Here is a 25,408-nt window from a genome sequence, read left to right as displayed (position 1 = left end):
GTCGTGTGGCGAGGGCCCAAGTGGCCCTCGCTCACAGTTCCAGCGCACAACTCAATACAACGTCGGGCCCAGCCACCCGTCGCCCACAAGTGTCATATAGCGGACACTTTGCCGAAAGGAATTACCAGTGCTCATTGCACAGCGTCCCACCCTTGCTGAGGAGAACATCTCCGAATTCCGTTCACGGTTCGTCATCGAGCCGCTTGAGCCCGGTTTCGGTTACACCCTCGGAAACTCACTTCGTCGCACCCTTCTTTCGTCGATCCCCGGAGCAGCTGTAACCAGCATCCGTATCGATGGAGTTCTTCACGAATTCAGCACCGTCGCCGGTGTCAAGGAAGACGTGACCGAGGTCATCCTGAACATCAAGAACCTCGTAGTCTCCAGCGAACACGACGAGCCCATCACCGCTTACCTGCGCAAGCAGGGTTCGGGTGAAGTTACCGCGGCTGACATTTCTGCACCTGCCGGTGTAGAGATCCACAACCCGGAACTCGTCATTGCAACGCTCAACGACAAGGCCAAGTTTGAACTTGAGCTGACGATCGAGCGTGGCCGTGGCTACGTCACCGCAACGCAGAACCGCAGCGAGTTCAGCGAAGCCGGCCAAATTCCGGTCGACTCGATCTACTCACCCGTACTCAAGGTCACCTACCGTGTCGAGGCAACTCGTGCCGGTGAGCGCACTGACTTTGACCGTCTCGTTGTTGACGTAGAAACCAAGTCCGCAATCACTCCTCGCGATGCAGTGGCCTCGGCCGGTCGTACGCTGACCGAACTGTTTGGACTCGCTCGCGAGCTCAACACGGCAGCAGAGGGTATCGAGATTGGTCCTGCACCGGTTGACGCCGTGCTCTCGACCGAGCTCAGCATGCCGATCGAAGATCTTGATCTTTCGGTGCGCAGCTACAACTGCCTCAAGCGCGAAGGCATCAACACCGTGAGTGAACTGGTTGCTCTTTCTGAGACCCAGCTCATGAACATCCGCAACTTCGGTCAGAAGTCGGTTGATGAAGTGCGCGACAAGCTTGTTGAGATGGGACTGTCGTTGAAGGACAGCGTTCCCGGATTCGACGGAGCACACTTCTACGGCGGATACGCCGACGACGAGACCAACGCTTGAGCCACTGGCTCGAACCTTTGACACTGGAGAACTAGAAAATGCCTACACCTACTAAGGGCCCGCGTCTCGGCGGTGGACCGGCGCACGAGCGCCACATGCTCGCCAACTTGGCCGCAGCCCTGTTCACTCACAAGAGCATCAAGACAACGGAAATGCGTGCCAAGCGCCTGCGTCCCGTTGCTGAGCGCCTGATCACGTTCGCGAAGAAGGGTGACCTGCACAACCGTCGCCGCGCGCTCGGAATCATCGGCGACAAGACCGTCATCCACGAACTCTTCACGGTCATTGCACCGCAGGTTGAGAACCGCGATGGTGGTTACACCCGCATCACGAAGCTTGGTTACCGTAAGGGTGACAACGCTTCGATGGTTCAGATGGAGCTCGTTCTCGAGCCCGTTACACCTAAGAAGAAGGCCCCGAAGGCTGCCGCTAAGGCTGAGCCCAAGGCTGCTGCAGAAGAGCCCGCCGTAGAGGAAGCTCCTGCTGAAGAAGTTGTCGCCGACGAGGTTGCAACCGAAGAGACTGCAGAAGAGAAGTAACTTTCTTCGCTTGAGAAGACCCCGGCTCCGCTTCGTGCGGGCCGGGGTTTTCTTGTTGAAATAGGGTTGAACTATGAATGAAGCGGCACCCGCCATCCCGGCGCCCGAGTCGGATGCCACCCCTTATACGCGGCTGCGCCTCGACATCGCCTACGACGGCACCAACTTCTTTGGGTGGGGAAAACAGCCGCCGCCCCTGCGCACGGTGCAGGGCACTATCGAAGACGCGTTAGCAATCGTGTTTCGACGCTTCGGCGTCATCCCGCAGCTTGTCGTCGCCGGGCGAACGGATGCGGGAGTGCACGCCACCGGCCAGGTTGCGCACCTCGACCTCACCGACACCCAACTGCGTAGTCTCGACCGCCCTCGCCGCGGAAACATGGGCGGTCGACTGTACGACGGCCCAGCATCCTTAGCGCGCAGGGTCAACGGAATCACGGGCCTCGAGTCCGACATCTTTGTGAAGCAGTCGGTAATCGCTGCCGACGGTTTTGACGCCCGCTTCTCGCCGCTGTGGAGGCGCTACGAATACCGCATCGCCGACAACCTGTCGCCGCGTGATCCCCGCCAACGCAATCACACGCTCTGGTACCCGGCCACCCTCGATGTCGACGCCATGAACGTGGCCGCAAACGAGCTGCTCGGCCTCCACGACTGGGCTGCGTACTGCAAGCCCCGCGAGGGGGCGACGACCGTGCGCACCCTCGAGCGTTTCAGCTTCCGCCGTACCGAAGAGGGTATCGTGTTGGCTGAGGTTCGTGCCGACGCCTTCTGCCACAGCATGGTGCGGTCGCTCGTCGGTGCTGGTGTTTACGTGGGCCAGGGCAAGATCGACTCTTCACGGCCGGCCGACATTCGCGACGAACGCTCCAAGGGGAGCGAGTTCAAGGTCATGCCGGCGAAAGGGCTGTCTCTCGTCGAAGTGGGCTATCCGCCGGATGACGAACTGGGGGCACGCGCGGAACTCACCCGCTCGCGCCGCGAACTGTTCGACTAAACATCTGCGTCCTCGGCCCGGCGGTTTGCGGCGGGCTGATATCACTGACATCAGTGGCGTTTGCTGCGGGCCCGGAGTTCCGCTATTGTTGACCCTTGGTGTCTGCACTATAGGGTGCGGCATCCGATCATGAGCCCTCCACCGGAATTGTTTCTGTAGAAACAACCATCGGAGCGGGATTCACGAACACCTCACTCGATCAATGAAAGCAGCACTATTGTGACGCGCACATATTCGCCCAAGCCCGACGACATCTCGCGGGAATGGGTCATCATCGACGCAGCCGACATCGTTCTCGGCCGTCTCGCCAGCCACGCAGCCATCTTGCTCCGCGGAAAGCACAAGGCCACCTTTGCTCCGCACATGGACATGGGTGACTTCGTCATCATCATCAACGCTGAGAAGGTTGCCCTCACCGGTTCCAAGCTCAAGCAGAAGAAGGCTTACCGCCACTCCGGTTACCCGGGTGGGCTCACGGCCACCACGTACTCCGAGCTGTTGGAGAAGCACCCCGCGCGCGCCGTTGAAAAGGCAATCCGCGGAATGCTCCCCAAGAACTCGCTCGGTCGCGCTCAGCTCTCCAAGCTGAAGGTATACGCAGGTGCTGAGCACCCGCACGCTGCCCAGCAGCCCACGCCGTACACCCTCGACCAGGTCGCTCAGTAGCGCCCGCGCTTCACGAAGCAAAGAATTAAAGGACTTATTACAGTGGCTAAGATCGAAGATTCAATCACCGAGGGTGCACCCGAGTCGTACACGACCGAGTCGGCAGCAGTTGAGGCGCCCAGCGCACCTCGCCCCGTTCTCACCGTTCCCGGCGCAGCCGTAGGACGTCGCAAGCAGGCAATCGCCCGCGTGCGTCTCGTTCCCGGTTCGGGCACCATCACGGTCAACGGCCGTGAGCTCGCCGAGTACTTCCCCAACAAGCTTCACCAGCAGCTCATCAACGATCCGTTCAAGATCCTTGACCTGCTCGGTGGCTACGACGTCATTGCACGCATCACCGGTGGTGGCCCTTCGGGGCAGGCCGGCGCACTGCGTCTCGGCATCGCTCGTTCGCTCAACCAGATTGACGAAGAGAACAACCGTGCTGCCCTCAAGAAAGCCGGCTTCCTCACTCGTGACGCTCGCGTCAAGGAGCGTAAGAAGGCTGGACTCAAGAAGGCGCGTAAGGCTCCGCAGTTCTCGAAGCGCTAACCCGCTTCGCCTGCTAGCGGCAACGTATGGCACGTCTTTTTGGTACAGATGGCGTTCGCGGACTCGCGAACAGTGATCTTACTGTCGAGCTTGCACTCGGCTTGGCTCAGTCGGCAGCAGTCGTACTGGGCCAAGGCCGAGTTGCTGATGGTCGGCGCGCTTCAGGCCGCCGACCGGTTGCAGTTGTGGCACGCGACCCCCGCGTATCCGGCGAATTTATTTCCGCCGCAGTATCCGCGGGGCTCGCGAGCTCGGGCGTCGATGTTTTCGACGCCGGAGTAATCCCCACCCCGGCAGCAGCGTTCCTCGTTGCCGACTTTAAAGCCGACCTCGGAGTCATGATCTCCGCGTCGCACAATCCCGCACCTGACAACGGAATTAAATTCTTCGGTCAGGGCGGCACCAAACTTCCCGATGAGGTCGAAGACCGCATCGAAGCCGCTCTCTCCGCTCCGAGCCTCGCTCCGACCGGTGTTGAGGTTGGTCGCATCCGCCGGTTCTCCGATGCTGAAGATCGCTATGTCGTGCATCTCTTGTCGACGTTGCCGAACCAGCTTGCCGGCATCCACGTCGTTCTCGACTGTGCTCATGGTGCAGCGGCGGGCGTCTCGCCCCAGGTGTTCACGGATGCCGGCGCCAAGGTCACCGTAATCGGTGCGGATCCCGACGGAATCAACATCAATGACGGTGTCGGATCAACTCATCTCGACAACCTCGCTTCTGCCGTTCTCGCCCACGGTGCCGATGTCGGAATCGCCCACGATGGCGACGCCGACCGCTGCCTTGCTGTCGACAAAGAGGGCAACGTCGTCGATGGTGACCAAATCATGGCGATCCTTGCGGTGTCCATGGCCGAACGCGGCGTGCTTCACGATCGCACGCTCGTAGCGACCGTGATGAGCAATTTGGGGCTGCGCCGCGCCATGGCAGAGCACAACATCAAGATGCTCGAGACCAAGGTGGGCGACCGTTACGTTCTCGAAGCGCTGGGTGCCCACGGGCTCTCCCTCGGTGGCGAGCAGTCGGGTCACGTGATCATGACCAAGTTCGCCACTACCGGAGACGGCATCCTCACCGGACTGCACCTGGTGGCAGAAATGGCTCGTACCGGAAAAACGCTCGCGCAGCTCGCCGAGGTCATGACGGTGTACCCACAGGTTCTCGTGAATGTGCGCGGAGTCGACCACCACTCGCTCGGCTCCGACACGGTAATCGCTGACGCGGTCGCCTCGGTGGAAGAAGAGCTGGGTGACACCGGGCGCGTGCTGTTGCGAGCATCCGGAACCGAACCGATGGTTCGCGTAATGGTCGAAGCCGAACACCAAGAAATTGCTCAGCAGATGGCAGACCGCCTCGCTGAGGTTGTTCGTACTCAGCTCAGCCGCTAGACAGTTCAATCAGTAAGGCGTTCAGCCTCTTACTGACCCAAACATTATCCGGCTCCGCCACACAGTCGCGATACCGCGCACCCCTTACGTCTTGCGCAGCAGAACCTTCGAGACGGCGTGATCGGCATCTTTGCGAAGGATGAGCGACGCCCGTGGCCTAGTGGGGCGCACATTCTGCGTGAGGTTGGGCTCGTTGGTGCGCTTCCACACCTCGCGAGCACGGGCGCGGGCAGCATCCTCGTCGAGGTCGGCGAAGCGGTGAAAATACGAGCGCGGATTACTGAACGCGCCGCGTTGCAAGCGGAGGAAGCGCTCCTCGTACCAATGGGCGATATCGCTTGTGCGAGCATCCACATAGATGGTGAAGTCGAAAAGGTCGCTAACCGCGAGGCTCTTGCCCGCCATCGGGGGCTGGAGCACGTTGAGGCCCTCGACGATAAGAACGTCGGGTTTGCGCACGGTTACCGCGGCATCCGGAATGATGTCGTACGCCAAATGCGAGTAGAACGGCGCGCGCACTTCGGGTTCGCCGGCCTTGATCTTGCTCACGAAGCGCAGCAGGGCCCGACGGTCGTAGCTCTCGGGAAAGCCTTTGCGCTCGAGAATTCCGCGACGCTCGAGTTCGGCGTTGGGGTGCAAAAAGCCATCGGTCGTAATGAGCTCGACCCGGGGCGTGCCCTCCCAGCGGGAGAGCAGTTCGCGCAACAGGCGCGCAATCGTCGACTTGCCGACGGCGACAGACCCGGCGACACCGATCACGAACGGCGTGCTCGAGGTAGTGGCGCCCAGAAACTGCGTCGTGGCGGCGTGCAACCGCTGGGCATTCTCGGCGTAGAGGTTGAGTAACCGGCTGAGGGGTAGATAGACCTCGGCGACCTCGGTGAGATCGAGCTCATCGCCCAATCCGCGCAGCTCAATAAGCTCCGCCTGGGTGAGGGGAACTTTCATTTTGGGAGCAAGTTCAGCCCAATCGCTCCGATCGATTTCAAAAAAGGGAGAGATGTGACCGTGTCCGGAGCCATGTTCGTGCATCACGTTCATCCTAACTGCGCACAGATACCCAGCTTGGGGAACTAAACTCGTCTCCATGTGTGGAATTGTCGGTTACGTCGGTAACAACAAAAGCCTTGAGGTTCTCCTCGGCGGTCTTAAGCGTCTCGAATACCGGGGTTACGACTCCGCGGGTATTGCGATCATTGACGAGGATGGTGAGCTCGGAACGCGTAAGCGTGCCGGCAAGCTCCAGATGCTCGTCGATGACCTCGAAGCCACCCCGCTCCACAACGGAGCGACCGGTATTGGACACACGCGGTGGGCAACTCACGGTGGCCCCACCGACGTCAACGCGCACCCTCACCTGGGTCGCGACTCCAAGCTCGCCCTGATTCACAACGGAATCATCGAGAACTTCTCCGAGCTCAAGAACGAGCTGCTTGCTGAAGGTGCGACCTTCGCTAGCGAGACCGACACCGAGGTTGCTGCACTCCTCGTTGGACGCGAGTACGAAAAGAGCGGCGACCTCACTGAGGCACTGCGCGCTGTTGTTGCTCGTCTCGAAGGTGCCTTCACACTTCTCGCCGTTCATCAGGACCAGCCCGGCGTCGTTGTCGGCGCTCGCCGCAACTCGCCCCTCGTCATTGGCTTGGGTGATGGCGAGAACTTCCTCGGCTCCGACGTTGCTGCATTCGTAGAGTTCACGCGCCGCGCCGTTGCCATCGGTCAGGACCAGATTGTTACGATCCGCCCCGACTCCGTCGACGTCATCGACTTCGATGGCAATGCCGTTGAGGTCGAAGAGTTCGACATCGCTTGGGATGCTTCGGCATCCGAAAAGGGTGGCTGGTCGAGCTTCATGGCCAAGGAAATCAGCGAAGAGCCGGATGCCGTAGCCAACACCATTCTTGGTCGCGTTCAGGACGGTCTGGTCAAGCTCACCGAATTCGAGCCGCTCGGTGACGAGATCATCGCCAACATCGACCGCATCGTCGTTATCGCGTGCGGAACTGCTGCGTACGCGGGCATGCTCGGCAAGTACGCCATTGAGGCGTGGGCTCGTGTTCCCGTTGATGTGGAACTCGCTCACGAGTTCCGCTACCGCAACCCGATTCTGACGGAGCGCACGCTCGTTATCTCGATCAGCCAGTCCGGCGAAACGATGGACACGCTCATGGCGGTCAAGTTCGCGATGGAGTCGGGCGCGAAGGTTGTGTCGGTGTGCAACACGCACGGCGCAACGATTCCGCGCGAATCGCACGCAGTTGTTTACACGCACGCGGGCCCCGAGGTTGCTGTGGCATCCACGAAAGCTTTCGTTGCTCAGGTCACTGCGCTCTACCTCATCGGCCTTCACATCGCGGGCGTGCGTGGCACGCTGAGCGATGACGCCATTCGCGAAAACGTCGCAGAGCTGCAGGCGGTGCCGGAGAAGATTTCTGAGGTTCTCGTTACCTCGCAGTCGATCAAGCAGCTTGCTCACTGGATGACGGACACTCAGTCGGTGCTCTTCCTCGGTCGCCACGTCGGCTACCCGGTCGCGCTCGAGGGTGCGCTCAAGCTCAAGGAGCTCGCGTACATTCACGCTGAGGGCTTTGCCGCTGGCGAGCTCAAGCACGGTCCGATCGCGCTCATCGAGCCTGGCCAGGTTGTTTTCGTCATCGTTCCGAGCCCGCGCGACCCGAACTCGCTTCACAAGAAGGTCGTCTCCAACATTCAGGAGATCCGTGCTCGGGGCGCTCGCGTTATTGCGATTGCCGAGAAGGGTGACGCCGCCGTGCTTCCCTTCGCCGATGAGGTCATCCCGATTCCGCTGGCTGGTTCGTTCTTCGAGCCGCTGCTTGCTGTCATCCCGCTGCACATCTTCGGTATGGAGCTTTCTGCTGCGAAGGGACTCGACGTCGACCAGCCTCGCAACCTCGCGAAGTCTGTCACCGTCGAATAGGTTTCACCGTGATTGTGGGGATCGGTGTGGATGTCGTCGACATCGCCCGCTTCGAGCGAGCGTTGCAGCGCACACCGACCCTCACATCGCGCCTGTTCTCTGAGAGCGAACAACTCAAGGAGGGCAAACCTCGCCCGCTTCGCTCGCTCGCCGGAAGGTTCGCCGCGAAAGAAGCACTCATCAAGGCCCTCGGAGATTCGAGTGGCGTCACTTGGCACGACATGCGGGTGGTGTCGGATGCGCTGGGAAATCCCTCGCTCGAACTCCACAACTCGACGAAAGATATTGCGGATCGTCGGGGCATCACTTCGGTTCATCTCTCGATGAGCCACGACGCGGGAATCGCTATTGCCTATGTCATTGCCGAGGCCACCCCATGAGTGACCTTCGAGTTGCCACGGTCAGCACCGCAGCCATTAGCCACAACGTTGAGACCTTGCGGGCGCTCGTCGCACCGGTGCAGGTTATGGCCGTCGTGAAAGCGGATGGCTATGGCCACGGCGCGGTGGAAAGTGCGCGTGCCGCTCTCGCCGGCGGTGCCAACTGGCTGGGCGTCGCCGACCTCAACGAAGCATTCGCATTGCGCGCGGCAGGAATCGACGCTCCGCTCTTGGCGTGGTTGCACCAGCCGGGGGCAGCATTCGGCGAAGCGGTGCGCGCGAAGATCGACCTCGGCGTGAGCAGCCTCGCTCAGCTGAATGAAGTTGCCGCGACATCCGATACCGCCTACGTTCACCTGAAGGTCGACACTGGCCTGCACCGCAACGGTGCTTTTCTGGATGAGTGGCACCAATTTTTCGAAGCCGCTGTTGCCCATGAGCTAGCGGGCCGCATTCGCGTTCGGGGGCTCTGGAGCCATCTGGCCAACGCCGGCGCCGAGCATGATCTCGAACAGATCGAGCAGTTTTCCGCCGCGATTGCGATGGCCGAATCGGTGGGCTTGCGCCCGGATCTCCGCCACATCGCGGCATCCGAAGGTGCGATCAAGCATCCAGCGGCTCGCTTTGACCTCGTGCGCGTCGGAATCTCGAGCTACGGTCTTGCTCCTTCCGCTGATGTGGATGTTGCGGCTCTCGGCCTTGTGCCAGCGATGACGCTGAGCGCTCCCGTGGTCTCGGTGAAGCGCGTCCCAGCAGGTTCTGGAGTCTCGTACGGCTACGCGTACCGTTGCGAGCGAGATACCACGTTGGCGCTCGTGCCGGTGGGCTACGCCGATGGAATTCCGCGTCACGCGTCGAATCGCGGCCCCGTGTCGATCAATGGCGTTCTCGGCCGGGTCGCTGGCCGCGTAGCAATGGACCAGATTGTGGTCGACATGGGCGACGCGACAGTGGCGATTGGTGATCAAGCGGTGCTGTTCGGCAATCCTGCGACCGCGGTGCCGAGCGCCGACGACTGGGCTGAAGCGGCCGACACTATCAATTACGAAATCGTGACCCGCATCGGGCCGCGAGTGACCCGCAGGTACGAATCGTGAGCGCTTTTACTATTGCTACGCCTGATCGCATGGCCGAGCTGGGCGCGGTTATTGCTGCGCAACTGGGCGCGGGGGATCTGGTTCTCCTCAACGGCGAGCTTGGCGCTGGCAAGACAACCCTCACGCGGGCGATTGGCGAGACTCTCGGCATCCGTGGCACGGTCACGAGCCCGACGTTCGTGCTGGCACGCACGCACCCTCGGTTGGATGACGTGGGAGTTGAATTGTCGACTGACGCTGCTGCGCCGCTCGTCCACGTCGACGCGTACCGCCTCAGTAGCGCTGTAGAACTCGACGACCTCGATATCGATTTCGAAGCATCCATCGTGATCGTGGAGTGGGGTGCCGGATTGCTTGACGGAGTAAGCGACAGCTGGCTGACCGTGGACATCGCGCGCCCCATCGGCGGGGGCTCCCGCGAGAACAGCGCTGACGGCCTCAGCGAATCACACGACGACTTCGCCGACGAGGCCATTGAGCCGCGCACGGTGACCGTGACGGGCACTGGCCCCCGGTGGGCAGACATGGAGTGGCTCAATGCTGTTAGCGATTGATACGTCGGCGGGAACGACCGTCGCGGTCGTGGCGGCCGATGGTTCGGTGCGCGCGGAACGCAATTCTCTCGACACCCGTAAGCATGCCGAGGTGGTTGGCGATTTCATCCACGGTGTCCTCGCCGATGCGGGAGTCGCTGTAACCGACCTGACCGGTGTCGTGGCCGGTATGGGCCCGGGCCCCTTTACTGGACTGCGGGTCGGCATCGTGGCGGCTCGAGTGTTCGCCTTTGGCGCCGGTCTTCCATTGCTGCCCGTCGTCACTCACGATGCTCTCGCGCTCGGCGAGACAGAACCCGTAGTGGTGGCTACCGACGCCCGTCGCAAAGAGCTGTACTGGTCAACGTACGAGGGGTCGGATGCCGCTGGCTTGCCGATTCTCGTCGCGGGCCCCGCATTGGCTCCGGCCGCTGAGCTCGCCACGAGCGTGCCCAACTTCGAGGACTTTGCGCTGCGCGACACCGAGCCGGTGCAAGCCACGCGCCTGGCACGTCTCGCGCACTTGCTCCGCGAAAACGACCGTCCGTTTGCGGGCGAAGAGGCGCTTTATTTGCGCTCGCCCGACGTCACCCCCTCCGCAGGACCGAAACGAGTCACCGCATGAGCTGGCAATTACGCCGCGCCACGATCGACGACCTCGACGCCATCATGGCGATCGAGGCGAGCGAGTTCGCCAACGACGCCTGGTCGAGCGACATGATGCGGGGCGAGCTCGGCGACAACCACGGCTACTACCTTGTGGCGACAACGCTTGAGGAGTCCGCCGTGGTGAAGGCCTATGCCGGCTTGCGTGCGCCGTACCGCTCGGGGCAGGCAGACATCCAAACTATTGCGGTTGCTCCGGATGCTCGCCGCCACGGAATCGGTCGTGCATTGATGCACGCGCTCATGGTCGAGGCTCGTGATCGCGGTGCCAGCGAACTGTTTCTCGAAGTGCGCGACGATAATCCTTCGGCGCAAAAACTCTACGACTCGCTCGGATTTGAGCGCATCGCTGTGCGCCCCAACTACTACCAACCGGATGGGGTTGACGCCATCGTGATGCAACTGACGATTCCCGAGCCCAAGCTTGCTCCGGCGGTCGGCCAGTGAGCGCGTCGACGGCGGCCGCGGCGGCAGCGACCGAAGCGACCACGGCATCCGCACTGTCGGGTGTTGCGCCCCTCAACACAACCGATCCCCTCGTTCTCGGAATCGAGACGAGCTGCGACGAAACCGGCATCGGCATCGTTCGTGGCAACCACTTGCTGGCGAATGTCATTTCGTCATCGATGGAGGAGCACGCGCGCTACGGGGGAGTGGTTCCCGAGGTTGCGGCCCGCGCGCACCTCGAAGCGCTCCAACCGGCGCTGGAGCAGGCGCTCGCCGAAGCCGGCGTCGACCTGGCGGATCTTGACGCGATCGCCGTCACGAGCGGGCCAGGACTTGCCGGCGCCCTGATGGTCGGTGTCGCTGCGGCGAAGGCACTGTCTGTGGCGACGGGAAAGCCGCTCTATGCCGTCAACCACCTTGTTGGTCACGTCGGTGCCGATGTTCTTCGGGGCGACGGAACCGAGATCGACCTCCCCACCATCGCCCTACTCGTGTCGGGCGGGCACACCTCGCTACTGCACGTGCGAGATTTGGTTTCGGATGTCGAGCTGCTGGGCGAGACGATTGACGACGCCGCAGGCGAAGCCTTCGATAAGGTCGCGCGCTTGCTCGGGCTGCCGTATCCGGGTGGCCCGCACATTGACCGCATTGCCGCAACGGGCGATCCCCAAGCGATCCGTTTTCCTCGCGGCTTGAGCCGGCCGAAGGATCTCGAGCGCCACCGCTACGATTTCTCGTTCTCAGGGCTGAAGACCGCGGTGGCCCGCTGGGTCGAACGCGAGCAGGATGCAGAAACGGACTACTCGAAGGCGGATGTTGCCGCCAGCTTCCGCGAAGCGGTGGTCGACATTCTTCTTGCCAAGGCTGTCGCAGCCTGCGTTGATCGCGACGTTCCTCGTTTGCTCCTCGGTGGCGGAGTCGTTGCGAATGCTCGGGTGCGCGAGCTCGCTGCCGAGCGTTGCGCCGCTGCGGGCATCGAGTTGCGCATTCCTCCGCTGTCGCTCTGCACCGACAACGGAGCGATGATTGCCGCACTGGGCGCCCAATTGGTCATGGCGGGTAAAAATCCCTCAACTTTGGGCTTTAGCGCTGATTCCACGCTGCCGGTGACCCAAATTCAGGCGTGACGCCGCCGTAAACTCTGAGCAACCTGCGTTGACAGGCTTCTTGCAGACTGAGAATATAGGTGCGCCGCAATCGGCCCCATTATCTAAGGAGCACTTCGCTATGTCCGAACCCACCCCTTACGCTGCAGCACCTGCAGGCGCACCGGCTGCTAAGTGGAATGTTCTCTCGATCATCTCGCTGGTTACCTCCATCATCGGCCTGAGCCTCGTCGGCATCATCACTGGTCACATCGGCCTCAGCCAGATCAAGAAGACCGGTGAGCAGGGCAACGTTCTCGCCATCATCGGCCTCATCCTTGGTTACCTGGGCTTCGTCATCGGCCTCATCGTTGCGATCACCATCATCGGTGCTGCAACGATCGGCGGCGTTAGCTCCTACTAACACGTGAAGTAACAAAAGAGGCTCGCACGGTTGTGCGGGCCTCTTTTGTTTGAGCCGCGCTTGCTAAAGTGTGCGCATGGCTACTAATAACTCAGACGGCTCCATCCCGCCGATCGCTTCGCCCGGCGGATCCTCCACGTCAGACGCTCCGCTCGCAAAGGCGACTCCTTCCGCCAAGAAGCCCGCCGCCAAGAAGTCGCCCGCCGCGAAGAAGCCGGCTGCGAAGGCTGCTCCTTCCGCGAGTGCCGCGAAGTCGACCGCGGCCAAGCCCGCAGCGAAGGCCGCTCCTTCCAAGGCCGCAGCAGCGAAGACACCCGCTGCCAAGTCGACAGCAGCTAAGCCTGCAACAGCGAAGCCGGCGACGACGAAGGCCTCGACCACAAAATCGACGACGACGAAGGCGGCTGCCACGAAAGCGGCTGCAGCTAAAACGTCGGCTGCGAAGACGGCTGCAGCTAAAGCTGCTGCTGCCAACGACACGAGCGCAGCGGCTCCCGCCGCCGTTCCTGCTGAGGCCGCGGATGCTGCGACTGCTCCGGCAGACGCTCAGGCCGCGCCGGGTGCGGGGACGACCGTTCCTCCCGTGGCGCCGGCACCGTCCGTCGCGCCCGCGACTGCACCTGCCGACAACGCCGCTGCCGCCAATGCGCCAGCAGCGCCGGTTGCTCCCGAAGCAGCGCCAGCCGCAGCACCTTCCAACCCCTATGCTTCGACCAACGGAACTCCCGTTCCCGGCTATGCGAGCAGCCCTACTCCCGGCCAGGCGGCGTACAGTCCCGTGCCGGCAGGCCCGCCCAAGGGTTTGTCGATCGCTTCGATGGCAACGGGTATTTCGAGCGTCGTTCTCACGTTCATGGCACTCGGCTTCTTGCCCGGTATCGCTGCAGTTGTCTTGGGTCACATGGCGCAGAAGAAGCAGCCCTACGCCCGTCCGCTCTGGCTCACCGGCCTCATCACCGGCTACATTGCCACCGCGCTTGGTTTGCTGACGGTAATCGCTGTGATTGCCTTCTTCGTTTTCATCGCTAACGCGAGCTACGGCGGACCGTACTACGGCGGCTACTAAGCAGTAGCTGCTGAGGTTTCAGCAAACGTCGTGCGCTGTGCGAGCAGCGCGCGACGTTTGCCGCCCACTCGCGTGAGAATAAGCGTGGCGCTGTTCTCGCCCTTGAGCGAGAGAGACGTTCTGAAAGTCGCGGGGTCGATATCGACTCCGCGCTTTTTGATTTCTAGGGTCCCGATTTTGCGGCTGGCCAGTTCCTTTTTGAGCGAGCGCTTGTCGAGAGCGAAGTCGGCCACAATCTCAAAGCACGTGGCGAACGGGGTCGCGACTGCGGCATCCGCACTGAAATAGGCGATGGATGTGTCGAGCATGCGAGCGTCCAACTGACGAGCCAGATCACCAATGAGTCGCGCCCGGATGACAGAGCCGTCGGGTTCATAAAGATACTGTCCGAGTTCTCCCGCGGCTTCGTCTTCGCTGTCGGCAGCTGCCGTGAGCTCGGCGGTGCCGTGATCGCCGATGACGAGCGCAGCGCGGCGGATGCCGGGGCGGGCTGCCGCTCCGAACCAGAGTCCGAGCTCAACGACTTCGCGCCCGACCGATACCCACTGGGCTTCAGCATTGTCGGGGATGAGGTCGCGGTCGATGCCCGGACCGAGTTTGATGCCGGTGGGGTAGCGCTCAGCGAGGCCGAAGGCGAAGTCGAGCGAGGGGGTCCAGTCGGCGGGGTTGGTGAGGCGCACGCGGGCGTCGCGGCGAGCGGGGTCGAGGTAGATGCCGTCGATGCCGGCCAGATCGGCAGATTCGGCGTCGCCGTGCACGACTTGGGCGTTGTGCCACGGAGCGAGGTTGAATGCTGCAATGGCGGCGGTCGTCTCGTCGCTTTCGACGGCGGTGACATTAAGTTCAAGGGCGGCGATGGCGAGCGCATCCGCTCCGATGCCGCAGCCGAGGTCGGCTACCCACTTCACTCCGGCTTTCGCGAAGCGGCCGGCGTGCTGGGCGGCGACGGAGAGTCGAGTTGCCTGTTCGAGCCCGGCCTCGGTGAAGAGCATCCGCTCGGCGAAGGGGCCGAACTTGCCCGCGGCTTTCGCGCGCAGTTTCGATTGACTGAGAACAGCGGCGACGAGGCCGGGACTGTGGCCGGCCTTGCGCAGCTCGGCGACGGTGCGCACGATTTCGTCGCTCGAATGCCAGGCTGGCAGCGAGTCCAAGAGGCGAAGCCCTTCGGTTGAAAGTAGCTCGCGCAATTCGCTCTGATTCATTCTCTAACCGTATCCGCATCCGAATTGGCACTCACGTTGATCGAGTGCCAACCAAGCCGTATAGTTGATCTGGCACTCCTACAGGGAGTGTGCCAGCCCAAGCACTTTAGAAAGAGGTCAAACGTGTCGGTGTCCATTAAGCCGCTCGAGGATCGCATTGTTGTCAAGCAGGTTGACGCAGAACAGACCACCGCGTCTGGGCTCGTTATTCCTGACACTGCGAAAGAGAAGCCCCAGGAGGGCGAAGTAGTCGCCGTAGGTCCCGGTCGCATCGATGACAACGGAAACCGCGTGCCGCTCGACATCGCAGTCGGTGACAAGGTCATCTACTCCAAGTACGGCGGAACCGAGGTGAAGTACGGCGGAGAAGACCTTCTCGTACTCTCGGCTCGCGACGTTCTCGCAGTAGTCGTTCGCTAACGCGATACTCATTTCTCGTCCGCCGTTTACGGCAGGACAGTTCGAAAGCCCAGGGCCTCGGCTCTGGGCTTTCGTCGTATCCGGAGGCGTCGGGCCGCACGGCTCGTCAGCATTGCGGATGGCGCTGAGCGTTCGTCGTCAGCCCTAGGATTTAGAAGTGACTTCTCCTTCGCCCGCCACCGACCGCGTCTCTCCGAGTGGTCTCGGCTTTGCTGTCTCCGCGTATGTGCTGTGGGGCGCGATGCCGATCGTGTTCTTCTCCCTCAAGGAGTCGGGCGCGATTGAAATTGTGGCCTGGCGAATCGTACTTTCGCTGGTGTTCTGCGCGATCTTGCTGGTGTTCACTCGCGGTTATCGTCGGGTTCTTGCCATCATCCGTGATCGTAAGACGTTCTGGACGCTCGGCTTGGGCGGCGCCTTCGTCGTCGTCAACTGGCTGATCTATGTGTACGCAAGCCTCAACGGTCACATTGTCGAGGCGTCACTGGGGTACTTCACGAATCCGATCGTCACGGTGCTGCTCGGTGTCGTCATCCTGCGCGAACGCTTGCGTCCGCTGCAGTGGGTGGCACTCGGCATCAGTGCGCTTGCAGTGCTGGTGCTATCGATTGGCTATGGCAGCTTCCCGTGGATTGCCCTCGGCCTCGCCTTCAGCTTCGGTTTCTACGGTCTCGTCAAGAAGAACGTCGGCCCTAAAGCGGATGCCATTGGTGGCTTGGCCGTCGAGACAGCATTCCTTGCGCCCATCGCGGTTGTTGTTCTGCTCGTGCTCTCGGCCGATGGGCAACTCGCTGCGGGTACCGCGGGAGCCGGTCACCTCACGTTGACGCTCTTTTTGGGTGCCATTACCGCAATCCCGCTGATTCTGTTCGCCGCGGCCGCTCGGCGACTGCCACTTACCTACATGGGGTTGGCCCAGTACTTGGCGCCAATTCTGCAGTTGATCGTCGCTGTCTTTATCTTTCATGAGGCCATGCCGCCCGAGCGTTGGTTGGGCTTTGCCATCGTGTGGCTGGCGCTGGCAATTCTCACGTTCGATCTCTTCCGTCACTCTTCGCGTACGCGGCTTGGTTCTGCCGCGGAGGCTCCGGGCGCCCCGTAGTATTCCTCTGACGGTGTGTGGTCGCCCGAGACCTGCACGCTAAGAAAGGCGAGGCAATGGCGAGGATTCAGCCGGCGAGACGTGTCATGGTCGCAGCGCTGGTGGTTGCCGCGCTCTCCGCCTGCAGCGCCCCAGCCCCTCCCGCTGCTCCGACCGCGACCGCCGATGCGGGGTCGACCCCGTCGGCAACGCCCACTCCCGCGGTGACGCCCACGGGTGATGGCATCCTGCGCATCGGCACTATCTTTCCGACATCGGGAACTTTCTCGTTCCTCGCGGCGGCCCAGAAAGCCGGGGTGGCCGCGGCAGTAAAAGAGATTAACGCTGCCGGTGGCGTCAACGATGAGCCTGTCGAAATTGTGGCGGTTGATTCCGGCGAAGCCAAAAAGACCACGCTGGAGTCGAACTTCAAGAAACTTGTCGCAGAAGACGTAGATGTAGTTATCGGCCCCTCATCATCGGCTCTCGCGCAGCGGGCAATTCCTCTCGCGATGGATGCCAAGATTCCCTTGATTTCTCCCGCCGCCACGCTCTCGAGCCTCGACGATGTTTTCGATGACGGCTACTTCTTCCGTACGATTCCCGCCTACGATCAGCAGGGTTATGCACTGGCGTATGCGCTCGCCGGCGGCGAGACGGCGCAGAAGATTGCCTTTGTCTCTATCGCGGATGAGCAGGGCACCGCACTGCACGACACTTTCGTTGCGGCGCTCGCCGAATATGACACGGAACTTGTCGCTGACGAAGTCTTCACGGCATCGACGACCAAGTTCGACCCGATCATTGCGAGCCTGAAAGAGGCTGCACCCGATGTCGTTGTCGTGGGTTCCACCTACGACTCAGAAAAGGCCACCAAGGCAGCCATCGAGAAGATTGTCGCTGCGGGGTTCACGAGTTCAGAGCTCTGGCTCACCTCGCTCAACACTGGTGATTATTCTCAAACGTTCAAGAACGGCACGCTTAAAGGAGTGCGCGGAGTGATCGAAGGCCACCAGCCTTCCAAGGCCTTCATCGCCACGCTCAAGTCCACCAACTCTAAGCTGACCAGTTACCGCTATGCGGCCGAAGCTTACGACGCCACGATGCTCGCGGTTCTTGCGGCGATTGTCGCTCAGGATGACGCGGGGGAGGCGATCGCAGGTTCGCTGTACGACGTCTCGAAGAGCGGCGTTAAGTGCCTGAGCTTTGCTGAGTGCCTTGAGGTTCTCAAGACCACCAACGACATTGACTACGACGGCGTCTCTGGCCCCGTAAACTTCACGCCTGGTGGCAACGTCGAGCCCGCTTTCTGGGGTTTTTACGCGTACGACGGCGAGAATAAGTTCGTCTACAAGAGTGGTGCAATCTTCGGCTAATTCGAGTGCCGCCCGGATTGGGGCCACTCTTTTGGCTCCGGATTAGCTCTCCGGAGTTCGCTTTTTCAGGATTGGCCATTACCGTAACTATGCCGCTCTCTGTGTTGAGCGGTAGATAGGAGCGACTGTGATGACTTCCATTCCCGTTGGAATTCCCGTGTCGCGCCGAGCCCGTCGTGGGTTCGCGACAGTTGCCGGCGTGCTCGCCGCCGTTCTCGTCATGAGCGGATGCTCGGTGGAGGAACCCGTTGAAGAGCGCGCTGCGCCCAAAGATTTGACCCTGACGATTGGTGCTCTCGTGCCCGAGTCGGGAGCCCTCGAGAAGTTCGGCCCTGCAGTGTCGGCAGCGATCGCTTTGGCCGCTCAAGACGTCAACGATGCCAACGCAAACCTCACTGTCAACGTGGAGACGCGTGACTCCGGAGACTCCAGTGACTCGACGGCGGAGGAAGCAGCAACGGAGCTGCTCGCCGCCCGCGCCACGGTGATCATTGGGGGTCTGTCGAACGGAATCTCTAAGAAAGTGATCGACACGATCACCGAGGCGGGAGTCGTCGAGATTTCCCCGGCGAACGATTCGCCCGACTTCTCGAACTATGACGACAACCAGCTGTACTGGCGCACGTCGCCGTCCTGTGCTCTGGAGGGTTCTGCCCTGGGTGCCGAGATGGCCGACCGCGTTGATGGGTCAATCGCCATCCTCTCTGAAGATGCACTCTGCGGCCCGCTTCTTCCCCGTGCGGTGAGCGAAACGTTCCTCCGTGGCGGTGGCGAGGTTATCTACCAGGAGAGCATCGACGAGAAAGCAACAGGTCTCGAAGACAAGATCACTGCCGCTCTTGAAGCCAAACCGGATGCCGTAGCCATTGTTGGCTCGAAGCAGGCGGAGAAGATTGCCAAGGCGTTCATCGCCGCCGGATACTCGGGCGACCAACTGTTCTTCACCGGGCTCTCGCTCGGCAAGCGCGGCTCAGGGTTTGCGGCCGGCAGCCTCACGGGCTCCATCGTGACGCATCCGGGTCTTGATGTGGAAACTATTTCGGACTTCACCGACCGGCTTCTCGAAATCAACCCGAGCCTCAAGGACTTTAGCTACGCCGCCGAGAGCTATGACGCGGTTATCCTGGCGAGCCTTGCCGCCCTGGCGTCGCAGAAGATCTCCGGCGAAGGCATCGCAAGCAAAATGCAAGAGGTGTCGGGTGGCAGCGGTGATGGTGAGGTTGCTCTCAACTTTGCGGATGCCGCGAAGATTGTGCTCGATGGCCGCACCGTAGATTACGACGGTGTTTCGGGGCCAATAACCCTCAGTGACAATGGTGACCCTCAGGGCGCCATCATTGGGATTTACCAGTACGGTAGCGACAACGTGTACACCCGTATTGGCTAAGTAAGACCTGCGTTTTCGAAAAGTCTACGAATGGTAACGATTCGAACAGTGTTACAAGGCTGTAGTACAGACGTATTGTGCAGACGTCACGGGTGGGCATAGCTTGACTGTGTGGTGACAACGCAGTGCCACATTTGATTCCTGAACACATTCGAAACGCAAGGAGCAACATGAGCGTATTCGCGAAGGCTACGGCCTCCCCATCACGGTCCAAGCGGACCCTGTTGAGCGGTCTCGCAATCGTCGGTGCAAGCGCACTGGTACTAGCTGGCTGTGCAACTGACGGCGGAGACACCTCCACCGGTTCCGAGGGCGGTGAGCTCTCCCTGAAGTTGGGAACGGCCCTTCCTGTCACCGGTAACCTCGCATTCCTCGGCCCGCCCGAGATCGCCGGTACCGAGTACGCAGCGTCACAGATCAACGAGGCAGACGCCGGAATCCAGATCGAACTCATCCAGGGTGACTCGGGTGACACTGACAACAAGGCATACGAGACTGAAATCCCTCGCCTGCTCGGTGAAGACGTTTCTGCAATTCTTGGTGCAGCATCCTCGGGTGTTTCGCTTCAGTTCATTGACCAGGTTGTTGGCGCTGGAGTAATCCAGTTCTCGCCGGCAAACACCTCGGCCGCATTCACTGACTACGACGACAAGGGACTGTACTTCCGTACCGCTCCTTCCGACGTTCTTCAGGGTGAGGTTCTCGGAAACCTGATCGCTGGCGATGGTCACGAGACCCTCGGAATGATCGTTCTCAATGACTCCTACGGAACCGGCCTTGCCAAGTTCACGCAGGAAGCATTCGAAGCAGCCGGCGGTGAAGTTGTTTCGCAGCCCACCTACAACACCGGTGACACCACGTTCGATGCTCAGATCTCCGAAGTTCTTGCTGCGGACCCTGACGCCATCGCGCTGATCACCTTCGAAGAAGTGTCGACCATGCTCCCGAGCATCGTCAGCAGCTTCCCCGCAGAGAACCTCTACTTCGTAGACGGTAACCTCGCGAACTTCGGTGACGAATTCGCAGCAGGCACCCTCACCGGTGCCAAGGGAACCCTCCCCGGCCTGAGCGTAGACACGATTGCTGACTTCACGTCGGCACTCAACGAGTTCTACGTTGGTTCGGGACAGCCTGAGCTCGAAGAGTTCAGCTACGCAGCAGAGTCCTACGACTCGGTCATCCTTCTTGCTCTCGCATCGCTCGCAGCCGGTTCCACCGACTCCGCAGCAATCGCTGAGACGCTTCAGGAGGTATCGGGTGGTTCGGGCAACGGCGAGAAGTGCACCACCTTCGCTGACTGTGCAGAAATCATCAACGGTGGAGGCACCGCTGACTACGACGGCATCTCTGGTCCGATCACCTTCAACGAACTCGGTGACCCCACCGAGGCCAAGGTCGGAATCTACCAGTACGGTGAAGACAACACCTACAGCGCTTTCTAAGTCTCACTGAGACGTAGCTTTCGCTAAGAGAAGGCCCCAACCCTCACGGGTTGGGGCCTTCTTCGTGCCCTCAGCGCTCGGCGCTACGCGGTGCGACCTTGGGGGTGCTAGTTCGCGTGCGTGCAGCCCCGGCCCGCAATCCCAAGCTCGCGGCATGGAAGCGTGCACGCTGATCTAGTTCGCAATCCGGTGCTGAAAGAGTTTCAGCCTCGTTGGCTGCTGTCTAAGGAACATGAAACGGCATCAGGTAGCCCTGTAAGCGACGCATGCCTGCTCGGCGGGTTCATGGACGATCCAGGCGAGAACCGCCGCTCAGAACGGCGCTGAGCGTCTCGAGCACGCAAAAGACCCCACCCGAACGAATCCGGATGGGGTCTTTAGCGAAGCGAGTTGGCTAGGTGCCAAGGGTTCCGAGGTAGAGCCCGATGACCTTGGGGTCATTCAGCAACTCACGCCCGGTGCCTTCGTAGGCATCGTGGCCCTGGTCGAGAACATAACCGCGGTCACAAATTTGCAGGCAACGACGTGCGTTCTGCTCCACCATAATCGTGGTCACTCCGGCCTTGTTGATCTCCGATACCCGAATGAACGCCTCATCCTGCTTCACGGGCGAGAGTCCGGCGGACGGCTCGTCGAGAAGGAGAACGTGGGGGTCCATCATGAGTGCTCGAGACATGGCGACCATTTGGCGCTCACCACCCGAGAGTGAACCCGCGCGCTGCTTGAGGCGCGACTTCAGCTCGGAGAAGATGCCGGTGACGAACTCAAGACGCTCGTCATAGATCTTCGGGTTCTGGTAAAGCCCCATCTGAAGGTTCTCTTCAATGGTCAGGCTCGGGAACACGTTGTTGTTCTGCGGAACAAAACCAACACCGCGCGACACGAGCTTGTTTGCCTTGAGCCCGGTGATGTCGTCACCGTTGAGGCTGATCGAACCGCCACGCACCTGAACCTGGCCGAAGATTGCCTTCAACAGGGTCGATTTGCCGGCACCGTTCGGTCCGATGATTCCGATGAGCTCACCGGGGTTGGCGACCAAGTTGCAGTCGTTCAGAATGTTCACGCCCGGGAGGTACCCCGCAGTGAGGTCCTTGACGTGGACTACCGCGTTCTCGGTGGGGATAGCGTTCACTTGCCGGTCTCCTTGCGCTTAGCGATGTTCGCGTCGAGTTCTTTTACCTCTTCAGCGAGATCAATCGCAGCCGTGTTGAGTTCGCCTTCGATGCGGCCAGTGACCACGCCGAGGTCGACATCCTGATGCGAACCGAGGTACGCATCGATGACGGCTTGATTCTTCATCACCTGATCCGGCGGACCTTCTGCCACGACCTGACCCTCGGCCATCACGATCACCCAGTCGGCGATATGACGCACCATGTGCATGTCGTGCTCAACGAAGAGCACTGTCATGCCCTCGTCTTTAAGGTCGAGGATGTGGTCGAGCAGCGACTGAGTCAACGCGGGGTTAACACCGGCCATGGGCTCATCCAGCATCACCAGAGTGGGCTGGCTCATGAGGGCGCGAGCCATTTCGAGCAGCTTTCGCTGACCACCGGAAAGGCTGGCCGCGAAGTCAGACGACTTGGCATCGAGCTTGAACTTCTTGAGCAGAACGATCGCGCGTTCTTCGATCTCGGCTTCTTGCTTACGCCAGAGGCTCGGGATCATGCCGCGGAAAATGTTCTCCCCGATTTGATCCTTCGCGCCGAGTTTCATGTTCTCGAGCACCGTCAAGAGCCCGAGAGCCTTCGTGAGCTGGAACGTGCGCACCTGGCCAAGTCGTGCAACCTTGTGGGCACCCATTCCGGCGAGAGAGTGTCCGTCAAACGTCCACTTTCCGGCGTCGGGCTTGTCGAAGCCGGTCAACAGGTTGAACAGCGTCGTCTTTCCTGCACCGTTTGGACCAATCAACGCGGTGATCGCATTGCGAGGGATTTCGACGTGATCAACATTCACGGCGGTCAGACCACCGAAGGTGCGACGGATGCCGTCAGCAATGATGATCGGATCGACCTTGGCAACTCCAGGGACGATGTCGCCCTTGTGGAGCCCCGTTGTTTTTTCGCGTTCCACCGGCGCAGCCGGTGAGTCTTTACTTGACAAAGGTCAGCTCCTTCTTGTTGCCGAGGATGCCCTGTGGTCGATAGATCACGAGCAACATCAGCGCCACACCCACAAGGATGAAACGCACCGTCTGCGACTGCGTCGTGGTCATGAACGGCAATACACCGATGTTGACCAGGGCGGGAAGCAGGTTGCTCAAGAGGGTTTGAACGCCCCAGAAGATTACGGAACCGATGATCGGTCCGAAGATCGTGGCGGCTCCACCGAGCAGAAGTGCGGTGTAAACGAAGAACGTCAGCGACGTCACATACACACCGGGGTTAACCGAGGCGGGGAGGGCGTAAATGATTCCACCCATCGCTCCGAAGACACCACCGAGCATCAGCGACTGCAGTTTGTAGGAGAACACGTTCTTGCCGAGGGCGCGCACGGCGTCTTCGTCTTCACGGATTCCCTTGATGACGCGACCCCACGGGCTGCGCATGACAGCCCAGAGGATGAACGCTGCCAGAGCCAGCACGGCGATTCCGAAGATTCGAACCCACCAGCCGTTGGCGTTGTACTCCCACGGACCGAAGCCGTAGGTGCCATCCGGAATGGGGTTGAACGAGCGGAAGCTCGCGTGGTAACCGCTAAGTCCATCGGCCGAGCCGGTGTACTTATCAAAGGTTGTGGTCAGGAACAACAGACGCACAACTTCTGCAGCTGCAATGGTCACGATCGCCAGGTAGTCGCCGCGCAAGCGCAGGGTAGGAATACCGAGGATGAGCGCGAAGACCAGCGAACCGCCGATTCCTACGAGCATGCCACCCCACCACGGGAAACCGAAGGTGAGGATCGAGATCGCGTAGCCATAGGCGCCGATTGCCATGAACGCGGCCATACCCATGTTGAGCAAACCGGTGAAGCCGAAGTGCATGGCAAGACCGAGTGCCGCGAGGGCGTATCCGATCGTTGCCGGTGCAATCAGCGATGACCCGGTGTTGGAGAGAATTTGCAGAATATCCATGTGCGGCCCCTAACCTATTCTCTCTTTGCGACCCAGGATGCCCTGAGGTCTAAACAGCAGGATGACGATGAGTACGACGAGCGCACCCACATACTTCAGGTCTGACGGAATGAAGAGACTCGAGGTCTCAACGAGCACGCCGACGATGATCGAGCCGACCAGTGCGCCGAATGCAGTTCCGAGTCCACCGAGGGTGACCGCGGCGAAGACGAGCAGCAGAATCTGCGCACCCATATCCCAGCGGATGCCCGGGCGGAAGTAGGCCCAGAGAACACCGGCGAGGCCGGCCATCGCTGCGGCGAGAATCCAAACAACGCGTACGACCTGGTCGACGTCGATGCCGGACGCTGCTGCGAGCGACGGGTTGTCGGAGACAGCTCGTGTGGCCTTACCGATCTTGGTCTTGACCAACCACCACGCGAAGATCACGATGACGACGATGCTGACGACCATGCTGATCATGTTGGTTTGGCTGAGCGACACCGATCCGAAGAGCGGAATGTCGGGGGAGTCAGAGCCGGGCAGTTGCTCGGTTCCGCCACCGCGGAAGTATTGGAACGTGTAGCGCAGCGCCAGCGAAAGACCGATCGAAACGATCATGAGCTGAACAATGCCGACGCCCTTCTTTCTCAGCGGTTTCCAGAGTCCGGCATCGAGTGTCCACCCGAAGCCGGCACTGAGGAGTACGGCAAGCGGTATCGCAATCCAGACTGGCCAACCGAGGTCGACCGACACTATGAGCGCCATCACCGCACCGAACGTCACCATTTCTGCGTGCGCAAAGTTGGAGAGCCCAGTGGTTCCGTAGACAAGGGAGATGCCGATGGCGGCAAGGCCGAGCATCAGTCCGAAGTTGACGCCGTTGACGATGCGCTCGACGAACTGGTCGAAGAAGCTCGTGACGTTGCGTTCACCGCGACCGATAAAGAAGTTCATGACGGTCGAGCCACTCGGGCCGATCATCGCCTCTTTGACGTTCGGGGTGTCGTCCTCGCCGGTCTCATCAATCACCGCGATGCCGTCGGGCAGTGTTGATTCGTCGAGGGTGACGCTGAACTCGTCGCCGTCGGGCACGCCGACTTTCCAGCGACCGTCAGCATCAGTAGCAACTTCAACCTCGTAGCCGCCACCAGAGACGGTGAGTAGTACACCCTCTAGCGGCTCGCTGTTGAGCTTGACGTTTCCGATGATGCTGTTGTCGTATTCGTCGACATTTACTTCGTCAGCCAGTGCAGGCATGGCCATCAGAGAGAAAGCAGCGGAAAGGGCAACTATGAGTGCTACAAGCACTCCTCGTCTATTTTTCCGTCGCGTGCGGCGATAATCCGCTGTGTTCACAGGACCTCCAGGAAGGGACCCAGCCGGACTCGAGAATCCCGCGGGTTCTGATGTGTCGACGGCATTGACGACACCGGCCGATTGCGGTCCGACACACAAATGCTTGTCGGGTGCAAAGCGGTGAAGCCATTATGCGGGGGAATGTTCTGGCATGAAACCCGTTAATATTGATTGGCCGGAGATTTAACACAAGATCGCCGGTTTCGCAC

The 25,408-nt window shown here is 60.8% G+C and carries 26 protein-coding genes; 20 read left to right on the top strand and 6 right to left on the bottom strand.

Annotated elements, in window-relative coordinates:
- Positions 1-127 precede the first annotated feature (127 nt).
- The 6 genes from ACWTV1_RS05435 to glmM all read left to right on the top strand — a co-directional run bounded on the left by ACWTV1_RS05435 (position 128) and on the right by glmM (position 5,244).
- Positions 128-1,123: a DNA-directed RNA polymerase subunit alpha gene (locus ACWTV1_RS05435; RefSeq protein ID WP_100388217.1), complete on the top strand. Its 996-nt coding sequence runs from the start codon at positions 128-130 to the stop codon at positions 1,121-1,123.
- 38 nt (positions 1,124-1,161) lie between these two features.
- Positions 1,162-1,662, top strand: a complete 501-nt coding sequence (rplQ, locus tag ACWTV1_RS05430) for a 50S ribosomal protein L17 (protein WP_100388218.1) — start codon at positions 1,162-1,164, stop codon at positions 1,660-1,662.
- Between the two features lie 73 nt (positions 1,663-1,735).
- Positions 1,736-2,659: a tRNA pseudouridine synthase A gene (locus ACWTV1_RS05425; RefSeq protein ID WP_498504420.1), complete on the top strand. Its 924-nt coding sequence runs from the start codon at positions 1,736-1,738 to the stop codon at positions 2,657-2,659.
- Positions 2,660-2,878: 219 nt separating this feature from the next.
- Positions 2,879-3,325: a 50S ribosomal protein L13 gene (gene rplM, locus ACWTV1_RS05420; protein ID WP_498504419.1), complete on the top strand. Its 447-nt coding sequence runs from the start codon at positions 2,879-2,881 to the stop codon at positions 3,323-3,325.
- Between the two features lie 42 nt (positions 3,326-3,367).
- Positions 3,368-3,856 carry a 30S ribosomal protein S9 gene (rpsI, locus tag ACWTV1_RS05415; RefSeq protein WP_100388230.1) on the top strand — a complete coding sequence of 163 codons (489 nt, stop codon included), beginning with the start codon at positions 3,368-3,370 and terminating at the stop codon, positions 3,854-3,856.
- A 26-nt stretch (positions 3,857-3,882) separates the two neighbouring features.
- Entirely contained in the window at positions 3,883-5,244 is a 1,362-nt protein-coding gene (gene glmM / locus ACWTV1_RS05410; RefSeq protein WP_498504418.1) for a phosphoglucosamine mutase, read from the top strand.
- An 84-nt stretch (positions 5,245-5,328) separates the two neighbouring features.
- Here the strand turns inward: glmM and coaA are convergent, their stop codons facing one another.
- Positions 5,329-6,276, bottom strand: coding sequence for a type I pantothenate kinase (coaA, locus tag ACWTV1_RS05405; protein ID WP_100388232.1), 948 nt, complete (start codon positions 6,274-6,276; stop codon positions 5,329-5,331).
- A 55-nt stretch (positions 6,277-6,331) separates the two neighbouring features.
- Between coaA and glmS the strand changes: the two genes are divergently transcribed.
- The 9 genes from glmS (at position 6,332) to ACWTV1_RS05360 (ending at position 13,880) form a co-directional block, all read left to right on the top strand.
- Positions 6,332-8,182 (top strand): glutamine--fructose-6-phosphate transaminase (isomerizing), encoded by a 1,851-nt coding sequence (gene glmS / locus ACWTV1_RS05400; protein ID WP_498504417.1) that lies wholly within the window; start codon positions 6,332-6,334, stop codon positions 8,180-8,182.
- An 8-nt stretch (positions 8,183-8,190) separates the two neighbouring features.
- Positions 8,191-8,562, top strand: coding sequence for a holo-ACP synthase (locus ACWTV1_RS05395; RefSeq protein WP_341619227.1), 372 nt, complete (start codon positions 8,191-8,193; stop codon positions 8,560-8,562).
- Positions 8,559-9,659: an alanine racemase gene (alr, locus tag ACWTV1_RS05390; RefSeq protein WP_498504416.1), complete on the top strand. Its 1,101-nt coding sequence runs from the start codon at positions 8,559-8,561 to the stop codon at positions 9,657-9,659. The genes ACWTV1_RS05395 and alr overlap by 4 nt, the downstream gene beginning before the upstream one ends.
- Before the next feature lie 29 nt (positions 9,660-9,688).
- Positions 9,689-10,213 (top strand): tRNA (adenosine(37)-N6)-threonylcarbamoyltransferase complex ATPase subunit type 1 TsaE, encoded by a 525-nt coding sequence (gene tsaE / locus ACWTV1_RS05385; protein WP_498505034.1) that lies wholly within the window; start codon positions 9,689-9,691, stop codon positions 10,211-10,213.
- Positions 10,197-10,817 (top strand): tRNA (adenosine(37)-N6)-threonylcarbamoyltransferase complex dimerization subunit type 1 TsaB, encoded by a 621-nt coding sequence (gene tsaB, locus ACWTV1_RS05380; RefSeq protein ID WP_498504415.1) that lies wholly within the window; start codon positions 10,197-10,199, stop codon positions 10,815-10,817. The genes tsaE and tsaB overlap by 17 nt, the downstream gene beginning before the upstream one ends.
- Positions 10,814-11,305 carry a ribosomal protein S18-alanine N-acetyltransferase gene (gene rimI / locus ACWTV1_RS05375; RefSeq protein ID WP_498504414.1) on the top strand — a complete coding sequence of 164 codons (492 nt, stop codon included), beginning with the start codon at positions 10,814-10,816 and terminating at the stop codon, positions 11,303-11,305. The genes tsaB and rimI overlap by 4 nt, the downstream gene beginning before the upstream one ends.
- A 53-nt stretch (positions 11,306-11,358) precedes the next feature.
- Entirely contained in the window at positions 11,359-12,432 is a 1,074-nt protein-coding gene (gene tsaD / locus ACWTV1_RS05370; RefSeq protein WP_498505033.1) for a tRNA (adenosine(37)-N6)-threonylcarbamoyltransferase complex transferase subunit TsaD, read from the top strand.
- A 100-nt stretch (positions 12,433-12,532) separates the two neighbouring features.
- Positions 12,533-12,814, top strand: coding sequence for a DUF4190 domain-containing protein (locus ACWTV1_RS05365; RefSeq protein ID WP_100388238.1), 282 nt, complete (start codon positions 12,533-12,535; stop codon positions 12,812-12,814).
- Between the two features lie 76 nt (positions 12,815-12,890).
- Entirely contained in the window at positions 12,891-13,880 is a 990-nt protein-coding gene (locus tag ACWTV1_RS05360; protein ID WP_498504413.1) for a DUF4190 domain-containing protein, read from the top strand.
- On the opposite strand, the gene ACWTV1_RS05355 is transcribed toward ACWTV1_RS05360, so the two are convergent.
- The gene (locus ACWTV1_RS05355; RefSeq protein WP_498504412.1) at positions 13,877-15,082 is read right to left on the bottom strand and encodes a THUMP-like domain-containing protein; all 1,206 of its coding nucleotides are present in this window, start codon (positions 15,080-15,082) and stop codon (positions 13,877-13,879) included. The genes ACWTV1_RS05360 and ACWTV1_RS05355 overlap by 4 nt on opposite strands.
- Positions 15,083-15,205: 123 nt before the next feature.
- Here ACWTV1_RS05355 and groES point away from each other — a divergent pair, with 123 nt between their 5' ends.
- From groES to ACWTV1_RS05330, 5 genes are all read left to right on the top strand, one after another.
- Positions 15,206-15,502 (top strand): co-chaperone GroES, encoded by a 297-nt coding sequence (gene groES, locus ACWTV1_RS05350; RefSeq protein ID WP_498504411.1) that lies wholly within the window; start codon positions 15,206-15,208, stop codon positions 15,500-15,502.
- Between the two features lie 157 nt (positions 15,503-15,659).
- Entirely contained in the window at positions 15,660-16,604 is a 945-nt protein-coding gene (gene rarD, locus ACWTV1_RS05345; RefSeq protein WP_100388243.1) for an EamA family transporter RarD, read from the top strand.
- A 56-nt stretch (positions 16,605-16,660) separates the two neighbouring features.
- Positions 16,661-17,959, top strand: coding sequence for an ABC transporter substrate-binding protein (locus ACWTV1_RS05340; protein WP_498504410.1), 1,299 nt, complete (start codon positions 16,661-16,663; stop codon positions 17,957-17,959).
- A 130-nt stretch (positions 17,960-18,089) separates the two neighbouring features.
- Positions 18,090-19,346, top strand: a complete 1,257-nt coding sequence (locus tag ACWTV1_RS05335) for an ABC transporter substrate-binding protein (protein ID WP_498505032.1) — start codon at positions 18,090-18,092, stop codon at positions 19,344-19,346.
- 170 nt (positions 19,347-19,516) lie between these two features.
- Positions 19,517-20,788 (top strand): ABC transporter substrate-binding protein, encoded by a 1,272-nt coding sequence (locus tag ACWTV1_RS05330; RefSeq protein WP_498504409.1) that lies wholly within the window; start codon positions 19,517-19,519, stop codon positions 20,786-20,788.
- Positions 20,789-21,182: 394 nt separating this feature from the next.
- Here the strand turns inward: ACWTV1_RS05330 and ACWTV1_RS05325 are convergent, their stop codons facing one another.
- Genes ACWTV1_RS05325 through ACWTV1_RS05310 form a run of 4 tightly spaced genes read right to left on the bottom strand, consistent with a single transcriptional unit; the run spans position 21,183 to position 25,151 of the window.
- Entirely contained in the window at positions 21,183-21,920 is a 738-nt protein-coding gene (locus ACWTV1_RS05325; RefSeq protein ID WP_100388247.1) for an ABC transporter ATP-binding protein, read from the bottom strand.
- Entirely contained in the window at positions 21,917-22,891 is a 975-nt protein-coding gene (locus ACWTV1_RS05320; protein ID WP_100388248.1) for an ABC transporter ATP-binding protein, read from the bottom strand. Before ACWTV1_RS05320 ends, ACWTV1_RS05325 begins: the two co-directional genes overlap by 4 nt.
- Positions 22,881-23,861: a branched-chain amino acid ABC transporter permease gene (locus ACWTV1_RS05315; protein ID WP_100388249.1), complete on the bottom strand. Its 981-nt coding sequence runs from the start codon at positions 23,859-23,861 to the stop codon at positions 22,881-22,883. Before ACWTV1_RS05315 ends, ACWTV1_RS05320 begins: the two co-directional genes overlap by 11 nt.
- A 9-nt stretch (positions 23,862-23,870) precedes the next feature.
- Complete coding sequence (locus ACWTV1_RS05310) at positions 23,871-25,151, bottom strand: branched-chain amino acid ABC transporter permease (protein ID WP_498504408.1); 1,281 nt, start codon at positions 25,149-25,151, stop codon at positions 23,871-23,873.
- Positions 25,152-25,408 lie beyond the last annotated feature (257 nt).

The sequence above is a fragment of the Salinibacterium sp. VpJ6 genome, assembly GCF_059767345.1.
This window is presented reverse-complemented; position numbering and strand designations above follow the sequence as displayed.

Bases quoted from the DNA above. Each gene is read 5' to 3' on its own strand.
- coaA (WP_100388232.1), bottom strand. From the start codon at position 6,276: ATGCACGAACATGGCTCCGGACACGGTCACATCTCTCCCTTTTTTGAA.
- rplQ (WP_100388218.1), top strand. From the start codon at position 1,162: ATGCCTACACCTACTAAGGGCCCGCGTCTCGGCGGTGGACCGGCGCAC.
- rimI (WP_498504414.1), top strand. From the start codon at position 10,814: ATGAGCTGGCAATTACGCCGCGCCACGATCGACGACCTCGACGCCATC.
- glmM (WP_498504418.1), top strand. From the start codon at position 3,883: ATGGCACGTCTTTTTGGTACAGATGGCGTTCGCGGACTCGCGAACAGT.
- ACWTV1_RS05365 (WP_100388238.1), top strand. From the start codon at position 12,533: ATGTCCGAACCCACCCCTTACGCTGCAGCACCTGCAGGCGCACCGGCT.
- ACWTV1_RS05360 (WP_498504413.1), top strand. From the start codon at position 12,891: ATGGCTACTAATAACTCAGACGGCTCCATCCCGCCGATCGCTTCGCCC.
- ACWTV1_RS05425 (WP_498504420.1), top strand. From the start codon at position 1,736: ATGAATGAAGCGGCACCCGCCATCCCGGCGCCCGAGTCGGATGCCACC.
- glmS (WP_498504417.1), top strand. From the start codon at position 6,332: ATGTGTGGAATTGTCGGTTACGTCGGTAACAACAAAAGCCTTGAGGTT.
- ACWTV1_RS05330 (WP_498504409.1), top strand. From the start codon at position 19,517: ATGAGCGTATTCGCGAAGGCTACGGCCTCCCCATCACGGTCCAAGCGG.
- tsaE (WP_498505034.1), top strand. From the start codon at position 9,689: ATGGCCGAGCTGGGCGCGGTTATTGCTGCGCAACTGGGCGCGGGGGAT.
- ACWTV1_RS05340 (WP_498504410.1), top strand. From the start codon at position 16,661: ATGGCGAGGATTCAGCCGGCGAGACGTGTCATGGTCGCAGCGCTGGTG.
- alr (WP_498504416.1), top strand. From the start codon at position 8,559: ATGAGTGACCTTCGAGTTGCCACGGTCAGCACCGCAGCCATTAGCCAC.
- tsaB (WP_498504415.1), top strand. From the start codon at position 10,197: ATGCTGTTAGCGATTGATACGTCGGCGGGAACGACCGTCGCGGTCGTG.
- ACWTV1_RS05315 (WP_100388249.1), bottom strand. From the start codon at position 23,861: ATGGATATTCTGCAAATTCTCTCCAACACCGGGTCATCGCTGATTGCA.
- ACWTV1_RS05335 (WP_498505032.1), top strand. From the start codon at position 18,090: ATGACTTCCATTCCCGTTGGAATTCCCGTGTCGCGCCGAGCCCGTCGT.
- ACWTV1_RS05355 (WP_498504412.1), bottom strand. From the start codon at position 15,082: ATGAATCAGAGCGAATTGCGCGAGCTACTTTCAACCGAAGGGCTTCGC.